Origin of the sequence: Streptomyces malaysiense (assembly GCF_000980885.2) — a bacterium.
In the GTDB taxonomy this organism is placed as follows: Bacteria; Actinomycetota; Actinomycetes; order Streptomycetales; family Streptomycetaceae; genus Streptomyces; species Streptomyces malaysiense.
In genome coordinates this window covers 64,940-77,759 of the sequence record NZ_LBDA02000062.1, presented here as the reverse complement: position 1 = coordinate 77,759, position 12,820 = coordinate 64,940, and the positions used below count along the sequence as shown (strand labels likewise).

Sequence of the window (12,820 nt, the reverse complement as noted above, 5' to 3'; positions counted from 1 at the left end):
TCCTTACTCACAGATGGCGGCGTCGGGTCGAGACGTGCCGTTCGTACTGCTCGCGTGCCGTGACCGCGGGGGTTCGGGTCGCGCTCGCGGCCACAGGAACATCCCACCAGGCCTGTGCCTCGGGCGCGCCCGACACAGTGTCGGACGTTTTGGTCTCGACGTAGACACATGTGGGAGTCTCGGCCGCCCGCGCCTCGGCGAGTGCCGCGCGCAGTTCCCCGACGCTCCCCGCCCGCAGTACCCGCATCCCCAGGCTGGCCGCGTTGGCCGCGAGATCGACGGGCAGCGGAGCACCCGTGTACGCCCCCTCCTCCGTCCTGAACCGGTAGGCGGTGCCGAACCGCTCGCCGCCCACCGCCGCCGAGAGCCCTCCGATGGAGGCGTACCCGTGGTTCTGCACCAGCAGCACCTTGATCGCGATGCCCTCCTGCACGGCGGTCACGATCTCGGTCGGCATCATCAGGTACGTGCCGTCCCCGACCAGCGCCCAGACGTCGCGCTCGGGCGCCGCCAGCTTCACGCCGAGCGCGGCCGGGATCTCGTAGCCCATGCAGGAGTAGCCGTACTCCAGGTGGTACTGGTCGCGCGAGCGTGCCCGCCACAGCTTGTGCAGATCGCCGGGGAGCGACCCGGCCGCGTTGATCACGATGTCCGACTCGTCCACCAGGGCGTCGAGCGCGCCGAGCACCTGCGGCTGGGTCGGCCGCGCGTCGGGGTCGGGGCTCGCGAAGCAGGCGTCGACGCGCCGCTCCCAGCGCTCCTTGGCCACCGTGCACTCGTCCACGTACGCGTCGTCCGCCCGGTACGGCGCCACCGCGGCGGCCAGCTCCTCCAGGCCGGTACGGGCGTCCGCGACCAGGGGCAGCGCGGCCAGCTTGTGGGCGTCGTGGGGCGCGATGTTGAGGTGGAGGAAGCGGACGTCCGGGTGCTGGAAGAGGGTGCCGGAGGCGGTGGTGAAGTCGGTGAAGCGGGTGCCGGCACCGATCACCAGGTCCGCGGTGCGCGCCAGTTCGTCGGCGGTCGCGGTGCCGGTGTGCCCGATCCCGCCGACGTCCCGCGGATGGTCGTACCGCAGCGCGCCCTTGCCCGCCTGGGTGGAGGCGACGGGGATGCCGGTCGCCTCGGCGAACGCGGCGAGGGCCGCCTCGGCGCGGCTGTGGCGGACCCCGCCGCCCGCCACCAGGAGGGGGCGGCGGGCGGCCCGGACGGCCCGTACCGCGCGGGCCAGTTCGACGGGGTCCGGGCCCGGCCGGCGTACGGTCCACACCCGCTCGGCGAAGAACTCCTCGGGCCAGTCGTACGCCTCCGCCTGCACGTCCTGCGGCAGGGCGAGGGTGACCGCGCCGGTCTCCACGGGGTCGGTGAGCACCCGCATGGCCGCGAGCGCGCTCGGGATCAGCTGTTCGGGGCGGGTGATCCGGTCGAAGTAGCGGGAGACCGGGCGCAGCGTGTCGTTGACCGAGACGTCGCCGGCGTGCGGCACCTCCAGCTGCTGGAGGACCGGGTCGGCGGGGCGGGCGGCGAAGACGTCGCCGGGGAGCAGCAGGACGGGGAGGTGGTTGACGGTGGCGAGGGCGGCGCCGGTGACGAGGTTGGTGGCGCCGGGGCCGATCGAGGTCGTCACCGCGTGCGTGGCGAGGCGGCCCGACTGGCGGGCGTAGCCGACGGCCGCGTGCACCATGGACTGCTCGTTGCGGCCCTGGTGGTACGGCATCACGCCCGCGTACTCGACCAGTGCCTGCCCGATGCCCGCGACGTTCCCGTGGCCGAAGATGCCCCAGGTGGCGCCGATCAGCCGGCGCCGCTCGCCGTCGCGTTCGGTGTGCTGGGCGGCGAGGAAGCGGACGAGCGCCTGGGCGACGGTGAGCCGGATCGTCATCGGTAGCCCCCGGTGGTCCCGGTGTGGTCGGGGTGGAAGCGGATCCGCCACTCCCTGCTCTCGCCGGGCCCGGCCATGACGTTCAGGTAGTACATGGCGTGCCCCGGCTGGGCGATGGAGGGGCCGTGCCAGCCGTCGGGGACGAGGACGGCGTCGCCGGAGCGGACCTCGGCGAGCACGTCGGCGCCGCCCGGACGCGAGGGGGACACCCGCTGGTATCCGAGGCCGCCCGCCCCCTCGATCTCGAAGTAGTAGATCTCCTCCAGGACGCATTCCTCACCCGGCCGCAGCTCGTCGTGCTTGTGCGGCGGGTACGAGGACCAGTTGCCGCCGGGGGTGAGGACCTCGACGGCGATCAGCCGGTCGCAGTCGAAGGCCTCGGCGGAGGCGAAGTTGCGCACCTGGCGGGCGCAGGTGCCGCTGCCCCGCCGCTCGACGGGGACCTCCGGCGCGGGGCCGTAGCGGGCGGGGAGTCGTCGCTCGCACTTCGCTCCTGCCAGGGCGAAGCGGCCTCCCGCGCCGGAGGCGATCTGGACCCGGGCGTCCCGGGGCGCGTAGGCGAAGTCGGAGGCCCCCGCGAACACGCTGTCCCGACCCAGGAGTTGGAACTCGCTTTCCTCGATTCGAACGGTACATGCGCCTTCCAGCGGAAGCACGATCCACTCGCTGTTCCCGGTGATGAACGTATGGCTACCACCCGGGGACAACTCCACGACGCGCAGCGCGCCGTACGTCCATCCGGCGCGCTCGGGGCCGATGTCGAGGACGTATTCGGCACTCGCGGTGGTGCCCCGGGGCAGATACAGATCTTTGCTGGTCATTCGGCCTCTCGCAGCAGTGCGGTGGCGGTGTCCACGGCGGCGGCCGCATCGCCGTCCGCCGGGTACAGCAGTGAACGGCCGGGCACCAGGCCGCGCACGGTGGGCAGGTGGAGCGCGCCGCGCCACTTCTCGTGCGCCGCGTGCCGGCCGGCGGGGGCGCCGGGCAGCAGCAGGTCGTCCAGGATGTCGGCGGTGGCGAGGACCCCGTCGGCGCCGGGCCTCGGGAGTGCGGGCGCGGACCCGGACCAAGTCGGCGACGTCGACACGGGGCCGGGGGACGGTCGGGCCGGGGCCCCGGTGCGGGCCGCGGCACCGGTCCCGCCCGCGCTCATCGCACGGCTCCGGCGGCGAGTACGGCGGCCACCTCGTCCGGGGTGGGCATCGCGGTGGAGCACTCCAGGCGGGAGGCGACGATGGCGCCGGCCGCGTTGGCGCCCCGCAGGGTGGTCTCCAGGTCCCAGCCGGCCAGCAGCCCGTGGCACAGGGAGCCGCCGAACGCGTCGCCGGCGCCGAGGCCGTTGAGGACGGTGACGGGGAGCGGGGGCATTTCGACCGCCTCGCCGTCCGCGCCGACGGCCAGGACCCCCTTGGGCCCCTGCTTCACCACGGCCAGCCGGACCCCCGCGTCCAGCAACGCCCGCGCGGCGGCGTGGGGTTCGCGTATCCCGGTGGCGATCTCCACCTCGTCCAGATTGCCGACGGCGACGGTGGTGTGGCGCAGGGCCTCGGCGTAGAAGGGGCGGGCCGCCTCGGGGTCGCGCCAGAACATCGGCCGCCAGTCGAGGTCGAAGACGGTGGTGCCGGTCCGGTCGCGGTGGGCGAGGGCGGCGAGGGTGGCCGTACGGCTGGGTTCCTCGCTGAGCCCGGTACCGGTCACCCAGAAGACGCGGGCGGCGGCGATGGCGTCGAGGTTCAGCTCGCCGGCCTCGATCTCCAGGTCGGGGGCCTTGGGCTGCCGGTAGAAGTACAGCGGGAAGTCGTCCGGCGGGAAGATCTCGCAGAAGGTGACGGGGGTGGGGAGTCCAGGCACGGAGGTGACCCAGCGGTCGTCGACGCCGAGGGCGCGCAACGCGTCGTGCAGATAGGCGCCGAAGGGGTCGTCGCCGGTGCGGGTGATCACGGCGGTGGTCCGTCCCATCCGCGCCGCCGCCACCGCGACGTTGGTCGCCGAGCCGCCGAGGAACTTGCCGAAGGACGTCACCTGCGCGAGCGGGACCCCGGTCTGGAGCGGATACAGATCCACTCCGATCCGGCCCATGGTGATCAGGTCGTACACCATCGACTCCCCTTCGTCACGGCTCCCCCCGGCTTTCTAGTCCCGCCCACGGAACACTGTCAATGCTTTGTCCGGACATTCGGACGATGGAAGCGTCCCGGGCAGGTTCCCGGAGCCGGGGCCGGTCATGCGTGCCTCCGCGCCTCACTTTGCGTCAGTCGTGTCACAAATACCCCTCTTCTGTCACACATGTCGCGCGTACGCGGGTGCTGCGTCACACCCGGTCTACAGGCGCTGACCGCTGGTGACGGTGCGTCGTTGTCCGGGCGCAGGCTTGATGATCGCCAGCGCAGCGCCCGGTCCCCCCGACGGCCGTCCCCGGCCGCCGCCGCGGCGCGCGCAGGGAGGTGCAGCTCATGACCGACCGCCGGCTCTGGTCCTACAAGGAGATCGCGGCGCACATCAAGGTGCAGCCGGACACCGTGCGGTCGTACCGCAAACACGGGTTGCTGCCGTCGCCGGACCACGTGGAGGGCGGCAAGCCCTACTGGTACGCCGACACCGTCCGCGCCTGGGTCGCGTCCCGGCCGAGCAGCCGGGGCCGCCGCCCCGACTGAGGCTCCCGCCCCGGGGTCCCGCCGGCCGGGCAGGTGCGGGCGGCCATGCCGTGGCCGCCCGGGAGTTCCCGCAGCTCCCGCACCTCGGCCGGCTCCCCGGGCTCCTCGAACAGCACCACCCTCAGGCGGCTCGCCCTTTCACGCCACCGCGCGCCTCCGTCCGGCGTCACGCGTACGGCGCAGGGGAACGGCGACGAACCGGTACATCTGCCTAAGGTGCGGAGGAATCACCCGCCGCACACCTCGCACACCACTCCGGTACGACCCGCGCACCACCCGGTGACCCGCCCTTGCCCCAGCCCGACGGGACGACCCACGTGAGCCACCCCCCGCCGCCCGGCACACCCAAGGCCCGCATCCCCCACCCGCAGCAGCCCCCGCCCCCGTACCCGCGCATCGGCGCGGGCCTGTGGCGGCGCTGCCTGACCGGCGGGCTCGCGGTGTGGGCGCCGGCCGCGGGACTGGCACTGGCGACCCGGAGCACGGCGGCGCTCACGGCGCCCGTTCTGCTGGGCGCCTTCCTGGCGCCGGTGGTCCTCGTACTGTGGGCGTACGAACGGCACGGCCGCGACCTCGGTGTCAGCGCGGTGCTCGGCTGCTTCCTGGCGGGCGGCACGCTCGGCGTGCTCGGCGCCTCGCTCACCGCCGCGTCCGTGCCCCAGCCCTCCCCCGGCCGGTACCTGACCGCCGCCCTCGCCGAGGAGGCGGCCAAGCTGGGGGCGCTGGCGTTCGCACTGCGCCGGCAGCCCGCCGTCCACGGCACGCGGGCCGGGCTGGTGCTGGGCGCCGTCCTCGGCGCCGGCTTCGCGGCGCTGGAGAGCACCGGGCGCGCCCTCGACGCGGCGCTGTGGGCGCCGGACCCCTGGGGTCAGCTGGAGACGGAGCTGGTGCACGGGCTGCTCGCGCCCCTCGGCCAGGGCGCCTGGACCGCGGTCGCGGGCGGTGTGCTGCTGGCGCTGCGCCGCCCCGACGGGCGCTTCCGGTACGCCCCGCCGGTGGTCGCCGCCTGCGTGGGCGTCGCCCTGCTGCACGCCCTGGCGGAGACGGCGCGCGGCCTCGCGCCCTGGCTGGTCGTACGGCTCACCGGCCGGGGCGTGGAGACCGGGCTGTTCGCGCCCGGGTACCCGCCCCAGCCGAGTGCCTCCCAGCAGCATCTGCTGACCCTGGTCTCCACCCTGGGCCCGGCCCTCGTCGCGCTGGCCGGGCTCGCCTGGGCGCTGTCACTCGCTCGCCGCAATCCTTCGTACCCTCCTTGGAGAAATACCCCCTAGGGGTATACTCTCGTGAGAGTGGGGAAACCATCGGGAACACCAGACCGGCGCACACCACCGGCCCCACGCGCCACGACGAGGAGAACGAAATGAGCGCCCAGACCGACACCCCGGCCCCCGTCACCACCGTCTACAAGGTGACCGGCATGAGCTGCGGGCACTGCGAGGGATCCGTCTCCGGCGAGATCTCCCAGCTCCCCGGCGTCACCTCGGTGAAGGCCGTCGCGTCGAGCGGCGAGGTCACCGTCGTCTCCGCGGCCGCGCTGGACGACGAGGCCGTCCGCGCCGCGGTGGACGAGGCCGGCTTCGAGCTGGCCGGCAAGGCCTGAGCACCACCCTTCCACAGCCCCGACCGGCCGTGCCGACCAGCTGATACTGGCTCCGTGCGGTCCGGTCCGATGTCTGGAGTCCGGACATGACCAGCACCATCGCAGAGCAAGCAGACACCGCCATATCCTCCGGCACGCCGTCCGAGGTCGAACTGCTCATCGGCGGGATGACCTGCGCCTCCTGCGCGGCACGCGTGGAGAAGAAGCTCAACCGGATGGACGGCGTCAGCGCCACCGTCAACTTCGCCACCGAGAAGGCGAAGGTCAGCTTCGGCACGGGCGTCGAGGTCGCCGACCTGATCGCCACCGTCGTCAAGACCGGTTACACCGCCGAGGAACCCGCCCCGCCGCGGCCCGAGCCCGAGACCGCGGCCCCGGAATCCGCCGGACAGGACCCCGAACTCGGGGCACTGCGCCACCGGCTGCTCGTCTCCGCGCTGCTCGCGCTGCCCGTCGTGCTGCTCGCGATGGTCCCGGCCCTCCAGTTCGACAACTGGCAGTGGCTCTCCCTCACCCTCGCCGCGCCCGTCGTCGTCTGGGGCGGCGCGCCCTTCCACCGCGCCGCCTGGACCAACGCCCGGCACGGCGCGGCCACCATGGACACCCTGGTCTCGGTCGGCACGCTGGCCGCGTTCGGCTGGTCGCTGTGGGCGCTGTTCCTCGGCCACGCCGGGATGCCCGGCATGCACGACGAGTTCCGCCTCACCGTCTCCCGCACGGACGGCGCCTCCACCATCTATCTGGAGGTCGCCTCCGGCGTCGTCGCGCTGATCCTGCTCGGCCGCTATCTGGAGGCCCGCTCCAAGCGGCGCGCCGGCGCGGCCCTCAGGGCCCTGCTGGAGCTGGGCGCCAAGGACGTCGCGGTGCTGCGGGACGGCCGCGAGGTGCGGGTGCCGGTCTCCGCGCTGGCGGTCGGGGACCGGTTCGTCGTACGGCCCGGCGAGAAGGTCGCCACCGACGGCACCGTGGTCGAGGGAGTCTCGGCGGTCGACGCCGCGATGCTGACCGGCGAGTCGGTGCCGGTGGACGTCGGCCCCGGCGACCAGGTCACCGGCGCCACGGTCAACGCGGGCGGCCGGCTGGTCGTCGAGGCCACCCGGGTCGGCGCCGACACCCAGCTCGCGCGGATGGCCAGGCTGGTGGAGGACGCGCAGAACGGCAAGGCCGAGGTGCAGCGGCTCGCCGACCGGGTCTCCGCGGTGTTCGTGCCCGTGGTCATCCTGATCGCGCTCGCCACCTTCGGCGGCTGGCTCGGCGTCACCGGGGACGCGGTGTCCGCGTTCACCGCCGCCGTCGCCGTGCTGATCATCGCCTGCCCCTGCGCACTGGGCCTCGCCACACCGACCGCGCTGATGGTCGGCACCGGGCGCGGCGCCCAGCTCGGCATCCTGATCAAGGGCCCCGAGGTCCTGGAGTCGACGCGCCGCGTCGACACCGTCGTCCTGGACAAGACCGGCACCGTCACCACCGGCCGGATGGCCCTCCAGACGGTGTACGCCGCGGACGGCGAGGACGAGAAGGAGCTGCTGCGCCTCGCGGGCGCCCTGGAGCACTCCTCCGAGCACCCGGTCGCCCGCGCCGTCGCGGCCGGCGCCGAGGAGCGCGTCGGCGCGCTCCCGGCGGTCGAGCACTTCGAGAACGTTCCCGGGCGGGGCGTGCGCGGGCGCGTGGACGGCCGCGAGGTGGCCGTGGGGCGCCTGTACGACGACATTCCCGAGGACCTGGCCCACGCGGCCGCGGAGGCCGAGCGGGAGGGCCGTACGGCCGTCCTGGCGGGCTGGGACGGCCGGGCCCGCGGGGTCCTCGCGGTCGCCGACGCGATCAAGGGGACCAGCGCCGAGGCGATCCGCGGGCTGCGCGCCCTCGGGCTGACGCCGGTGCTGCTCACCGGGGACAACCGGACGGTCGCCGAGTCGGTCGCCAGGGCCGTCGGTATCGACGCGGAGCGGGTGTACGCGGAAGTGCTGCCCGAGGACAAGGTGGACGTCGTACGACGCCTCCAGGCCGAGGGCCGTGCGGTGGCCATGGTCGGCGACGGGGTCAACGACGCGGCCGCCCTCGCCACCGCCGACCTCGGCCTCGCGATGGGCACCGGCACGGACGCGGCGATCGAGGCGGGCGATCTGACGCTGGTCCGCGGTGACCTGCGTACGGCCGCCGACGCGATCCGGCTGTCGCGGCGGACGCTGGCCACGATCAAGGGCAACCTGGTCTGGGCGTTCGGCTACAACGTGGCCGCGCTGCCGCTGGCCGCCGCCGGGCTGCTGAACCCCATGATCGCGGGCGCCGCGATGGCGTTCTCCTCGGTCTTCGTGGTGACCAACAGCCTTCGGTTGCGCCGGTTCCGGTGAGATTCCGCTCCAAGCCGAAACCGGAGTCCCTCTAGAGACCGACGCGAGCCTCACATAAGCTCTTCACAAGGCTCGCGCATCTTCCTTACGCTCGAGTCCCGATCAATGGATCGGGGCTCTTGCGCATCAAAGGGACATATGCAAGAGACGCAGATCACAGTGATGTGAACGTAACCATCGAAGGGGTTCGAAGGTCTAAGTTGGCGATGTCGGATCGGCGTCTTGGGGGGCGTTGTTCCGACGTCCGGGGATGTCTTGGGGGACGTCTCCGGAGATGCGTTGCCGGGGCACGTACACCGGGAAGCTTTGAGCGGCCCTCCCGGCGTGCCTGTCCCGGCAGACCGCAACAACGACAGCGATTCAGGCGCTGTCCTCTCTAGGCGCCCGGCCCGGATCCCGTGGGGGGAATCCGCACCGGGACATGGGAAGGCGCCCTGGTCGTCGGCCCGTGGGGGGACCGGCGACTCAGGGCGCCTTCTTCTTCGCCCGATTCCCAGGCGGCGCGGCTACGGCTCAGCGAGCCTCGACCGGCACGAAGTCGCGCTCGACCACGCCCGTGTAGATCTGGCGCGGGCGGCCGATGCGGGAACCCGGCTCCTTGATCATCTCGGTCCACTGGGCGATCCAGCCCGGGAGGCGGCCGAGGGAGAACAGCACGGTGAACATCTCGGCCGGGAAGCCCATGGCCCGGTAGATCAGACCGGTGTAGAAGTCCACGTTCGGGTAGAGGCTGCGCGAGACGAAGTAGTCGTCGGAGAGCGCGTGCTCCTCCAGCTTGAGCGCGATGTCCAGCAGCTCGTCGGACTTGCCGAGGGCCGAGAGGACGTCGTGCGCGGCGGCCTTGATGATCTTGGCGCGCGGGTCGAAGTTCTTGTAGACCCGGTGGCCGAAGCCCATCAGACGAACGCCGTCCTCCTTGTTCTTCACCTTGCGGATGAAGGTGTCGACGTCGGAGCCCGAGTCGCGGATGCCTTCGAGCATCTCCAGGACGGACTGGTTGGCGCCGCCGTGCAGCGGGCCCCACAGCGCGTTGATGCCGGCCGAGATCGACGCGAACATGTTGGCCTGCGAGGAGCCGACGAGGCGGACCGTGGAGGTCGAGCAGTTCTGCTCGTGGTCGGCGTGCAGGATCAGCAGCTTGTCCAGCGCGGAGACGACGACCGGGTCCAGCTGGTACTCGTCGGCGGGGACCGAGAAGGTCATGCGCAGGAAGTTCTCGACGTAACCGAGGTCGTTGCGCGGGTAGACGAACGGGTGGCCGATCGACTTCTTGTACGCGTAGGCCGCGATCGTCGGCAGCTTGGCGAGCAGGCGGATCGTGGAGAGGTTGCGCTGCTTCTCGTCGAACGGGTTGTGGCTGTCCTGGTAGAAGGTGGACAGCGCCGAGACGACCGAGGACAGCATGGCCATCGGGTGGGCGTCGCGCGGGAAGCCCTTGTAGAAGTTCTTGACGTCCTCGTGCAGCAGCGTGTGCCGCGTGATCTCGCCCTTGAACGTCGTCAGCTCGTCGACGGTGGGCAGCTCACCGTTGATCAGCAGGTAGGCCACCTCCAGGAAGGTGGAGCGCTCGGCCAGCTGCTCGATGGGGTAGCCGCGGTAGCGGAGGATGCCCGCCTCGCCGTCGAGGTAGGTGACCGCGGATTTGTAGGCGGCCGTGTTGCCGTACCCGCTGTCGAGGGTCACCAGCCCGGTCTGGGCGCGCAGCTTCCCGATGTCGAAGCCCTTGTCGCCGACGGTGCTGTCGACCACCGGGTAGGTGTACTCGCCGTCGCCGTACCGCAGTACTACAGAGTTGTCGCTCACGTCTTCCCTCACCGACGTAGTGCCTCATCTTCGAGGTGCCCTGACTGTCTCTACCATCCCCCATTTGGCTCAGGAGAGTGCACTCGGGGTCGACCATTGGGCCTATTGACGGCACTCAGTGCCGCCAACCTGCTCATCCTGCCCCCTCGGAGGGGTATCTGGAAGTGCTCTGTGACCTTCACGACTCATTTGATCGATCATTTTTGCCGACGAGCCTGAAGTCCAGGGCCGTGCACCGTCTTCCGGCCGACACCGTGCGCACGGCCTGGCCGATCGCCCGACGCGACCCGACCAGCACGACCAGCCTCTTGGCCCGCGTCACGGCGGTGTAGAGCAGGTTCCGCTGCAGCATCATCCATGCTCCCGTGGTGACGGGGATCACCACGGCGGGATATTCACTTCCCTGTGAACGGTGGATGGTCACCGCGTACGCGTGGGCGAGTTCGTCCAGTTCGTCGAATTCATACGGAACCTCCTCGTCCTCGTCCGTCAGCACCGTCAGCCGCTGGTCGACCGGGTCGAGCGCGGTGACGACGCCCACGGTGCCGTTGAAGACCCCGTTCTCCCCCTTCTCGTAATTGTTGCGAATCTGGGTCACCTTGTCGCCGACCCGGAAGACCCGCCCGCCGAACCGCTTCTCCGGCACATCGGGCCGGGCGGGCGTGACGGCCTGCTGGAGCAGTCCGTTGAGCGTCCCCGCGCCGGCCGGGCCCCGGTGCATGGGCGCGAGCACCTGCACGTCGCGCCGCGGGTCGAGCCCGAACCGGGCGGGGATGCGCCGCGCCGCCACGTCCACGGTGAGCCGCCCTGCCTCCTCCGTGTCGTCCTCCACGAAGAGGAAGAAGTCCTTGAGCCCGTCGGTGAGGGGGTGCTGCCCGGCGTTGATCCGGTGCGCGTTGGTGACGACGCCGGACTGCTGGGCCTGCCGGAACACGCGGGTGAGACGGACGGCGGGGATCGGGCTGCCCGGCGCGAGGAGGTCGCGCAGGACCTCCCCGGCGCCGACGCTGGGCAACTGGTCTACGTCCCCGACGAAGAGCAGGTGCGCTCCGGGCGGTACGGCCTTCACCAGCTTGTTGGCGAGGAGGAGGTCCAGCATGGACGCCTCGTCCACGACCACCAGGTCGGCGTCGAGGGGCCGTTCCCGGTCGTAGGCCGCGTCTCCGCCGGGCCTCAGCTCCAGCAGCCGGTGCACGGTGGAGGCCTCGGCCCCGGTCAGCTCGGCCAGCCGTTTGGCGGCGCGACCGGTCGGGGCGGCGAGCACCACCTTGGCCCGCCGGGCACGGGCCAGCTCCACGACGGACCGGACGGTGAACGACTTGCCGCAGCCGGGGCCACCAGTGAGCACGGCGACCTTCTGCGTGAGCGCGAGCCGGACGGCGGCCTCCTGCTCGGGCGCGAGGTCGGCCCCGGTGCGCTTGTGGAGCCAGCCGAGGGCCTTGCCCCAGTCCACGTCCCGGAAAGCGGGCATGCGGTCGTCCTCGGTGCGCAGGAGGCGCAGGAGCTGGGCGGAGAGGGAGATCTCGGCGCGGTGGAAGGGGACGAGGTAGACGGCGGTGACGGATTCGCCGCCGTCGGGGCCGGGCACCTTCTCCCGTACGACACCCGGGTCGGTGCCGTCCTCCGGCTCCCGGGCCAGCTCGCCGAGGCATTCGATGACGAGGCCGGTGTCGACCTGGAGGAGTTTGACGGCGTCCGCGATGAGGCGTTCCTCGGGCAGGTAGCAGTTGCCCTGGTCGGCGGACTGGGAGAGGGCGTACTGGAGGCCGGCCTTGACGCGCTCGGGGCTGTCGTGGGGGATGCCGACGGACTGGGCGATCTTGTCGGCGGTGAGGAATCCGATGCCCCAGACATCGGCGGCGAGCCGGTAGGGGTTCCCCTTGACGACGTCGATCGACTGGTCCCCGTACTTCTTGTAGATGCGCACGGCGATGGAGGTGGACACCTCGACGGTCTGGAGGAAGAGCATGACCTCTTTGATCGCCTTCTGCTCCTCCCACGCCTCGGCGATCTTCTTGGTCCGCTTGGGCCCGAGCCCCGGCACCTCGATCAGCCGCTCGGGCTCCTCCTCGATGACGCGGAGGGTGTCGACGTCGAAGTGCCGGGTGATCCGGTCGGCGAAGACGGGCCCGATCCCCTTGACGAGCCCGGAGCCGAGGTAGCGGCGCATGCCCTGGACGGTGGCCGGGAGGACGGTCGAGTAGTTCTCGACCTGGAACTGTCTGCCGTGCTGGGGGTGGCTCCCCCACCGCCCCTCCATCCGCAGGGACTCCCCCACCTGGGCCCCGAGCAGCGCGCCGACGACGGTGAGCAGCTCGCCCCCGCCTCTGCCCGCGTCGACCCGGGCAACGGTGTACCCGTTCTCCTCATTGGCGTACGTGATCCTCTCCAGCACCCCTTCGAGCACAGCCGTCCGCCGCTCACCGGTATGGGTCCCCGCCTGTTGCGCCATGGGTCGACGGTAGCGGTGGGGTGTGACAGGGGGTGACGGCGGCAGTCAAAAGTCACTTGCCCCAGGCATATGCAACTTCTC

Annotated in this window: 9 protein-coding genes and 1 pseudogene; 4 read left to right on the top strand and 6 right to left on the bottom strand. The window is 71.9% G+C overall.

Annotation, left to right across the window (positions count from 1 at the left end; genetic code table 11):
* Positions 1-7: 7 nt before the first annotated feature.
* From iolD to iolC, 4 genes and pseudogenes are all read right to left on the bottom strand, one after another.
* The gene (gene iolD / locus VT52_RS26130; protein WP_046419466.1) at positions 8-1,879 is read right to left on the bottom strand and encodes a 3D-(3,5/4)-trihydroxycyclohexane-1,2-dione acylhydrolase (decyclizing); all 1,872 of its coding nucleotides are present in this window, start codon (positions 1,877-1,879) and stop codon (positions 8-10) included.
* The gene (iolB, locus tag VT52_RS26125) at positions 1,876-2,700 is read right to left on the bottom strand and encodes a 5-deoxy-glucuronate isomerase (protein ID WP_046419467.1); all 825 of its coding nucleotides are present in this window, start codon (positions 2,698-2,700) and stop codon (positions 1,876-1,878) included. Before iolB ends, iolD begins: the two co-directional genes overlap by 4 nt.
* Positions 2,697-2,837 (bottom strand): annotated as a pseudogene (locus VT52_RS37210) (Cgl0159 family (beta/alpha)8-fold protein); the annotation flags it as partial. The gene iolB and the pseudogene VT52_RS37210, both read right to left, overlap by 4 nt.
* 191 nt (positions 2,838-3,028) lie before the next feature.
* The gene (gene iolC, locus VT52_RS26115; protein WP_046419472.1) at positions 3,029-3,979 is read right to left on the bottom strand and encodes a 5-dehydro-2-deoxygluconokinase; all 951 of its coding nucleotides are present in this window, start codon (positions 3,977-3,979) and stop codon (positions 3,029-3,031) included.
* 353 nt (positions 3,980-4,332) lie between these two features.
* Between iolC and VT52_RS26110 the strand changes: the two genes are divergently transcribed.
* The 4 genes from VT52_RS26110 (at position 4,333) to VT52_RS26095 (ending at position 8,484) form a co-directional block, all read left to right on the top strand.
* Positions 4,333-4,533 (top strand): helix-turn-helix transcriptional regulator, encoded by a 201-nt coding sequence (locus VT52_RS26110; RefSeq protein WP_046419475.1) that lies wholly within the window; start codon positions 4,333-4,335, stop codon positions 4,531-4,533.
* Positions 4,534-4,850: 317 nt separating this feature from the next.
* Positions 4,851-5,804 carry a PrsW family glutamic-type intramembrane protease gene (locus tag VT52_RS26105; protein WP_046419476.1) on the top strand — a complete coding sequence of 318 codons (954 nt, stop codon included), beginning with the start codon at positions 4,851-4,853 and terminating at the stop codon, positions 5,802-5,804.
* Positions 5,805-5,893: 89 nt separating this feature from the next.
* A complete protein-coding gene (locus VT52_RS26100) occupies positions 5,894-6,133 on the top strand; it encodes a heavy-metal-associated domain-containing protein (RefSeq protein WP_046419478.1) in 240 nt (79 codons plus the stop codon).
* A gap of 86 nt (positions 6,134-6,219) precedes the next feature.
* Positions 6,220-8,484: a heavy metal translocating P-type ATPase gene (locus VT52_RS26095; protein ID WP_046419481.1), complete on the top strand. Its 2,265-nt coding sequence runs from the start codon at positions 6,220-6,222 to the stop codon at positions 8,482-8,484.
* 513 nt (positions 8,485-8,997) lie between these two features.
* On the opposite strand, the gene VT52_RS26090 is transcribed toward VT52_RS26095, so the two are convergent.
* Positions 8,998-10,287, bottom strand: coding sequence for a citrate synthase (locus VT52_RS26090; protein WP_046419483.1), 1,290 nt, complete (start codon positions 10,285-10,287; stop codon positions 8,998-9,000).
* A gap of 178 nt (positions 10,288-10,465) precedes the next feature.
* Positions 10,466-12,739, bottom strand: a complete 2,274-nt coding sequence (gene recD2, locus VT52_RS26085) for an SF1B family DNA helicase RecD2 (protein ID WP_079175267.1) — start codon at positions 12,737-12,739, stop codon at positions 10,466-10,468.
* Positions 12,740-12,820 lie beyond the last annotated feature (81 nt).